This window comes from Vibrio sp. 1402 (assembly GCF_033340275.1).
In genome coordinates this window covers 1-697 of the sequence record NZ_JAWOWE010000283.1, presented here as the reverse complement: position 1 = coordinate 697, position 697 = coordinate 1, and the positions used below count along the sequence as shown (strand labels likewise).

Annotated in this window: 1 protein-coding gene; it reads left to right on the top strand. The window is 49.8% G+C overall.

Translation table 11 applies throughout. The features are described from left to right. Positions 1–697 (top strand): efflux RND transporter permease subunit (locus R7044_RS25575; protein WP_225456041.1); only part of this gene is annotated, 697 nt, incomplete at both ends.

Below are 697 nucleotides of genomic sequence, written 5' to 3'. Positions count from 1 at the left end.
TTGCCAGCACTTCGCTTAGTTCCACTCAAGTTGCTGCCTTATGACAATAAAAATGAGTTCCAATTGGTATTAAACATGCCAGAGTCTTCAAGCTTTGTGGATACCTCCAACGCGCTGTCGAGCTTTACGGACTATTTAATGACGGTGCCGGAAGTGACAAGTGTGTCGGGCTTTGCAGGCACCGCTTCCCCAATGGATTTCAACGGCATGGTGCGCCACTACTTTATGCGTAGCGAACCATACCAAGGCGAGCTTCGAGTCGTTCTTGCAGAGAAGAATCGCCGCGCAATGCAATCACACGAACTGGTGACACGACTCAGGGCGGATTTAGAGCAGATTGCAGATAAGTTTGACGCTGACGTGCAGCTAGTCGAAGTGCCGCCAGGCCCGCCTGTTATCGCCACCATTACGGCAGAAGTTTACGGTGATGAAGCGACATCTTATGAAGATCTGATGATCCAAGCAGAGAAAGTCGCGGATAGGCTTCGCAAAGAACAGTTGGTTTCTGAGGTGGATACCAGCATCCAAGGTGATTTAGAAACGTGGCAATTCATCGTTGATCAAGAAAAAGCGGCGCTGTCCGGTGTTTCTGTTGCTGATATCAATAACACGCTGATTACCGCCGCGAACGCCAAAGTGCTCGGTTATATCGCCGATCCAAGAGAAGTGGATCCACTACCTATCGAAGTGCAGCTCC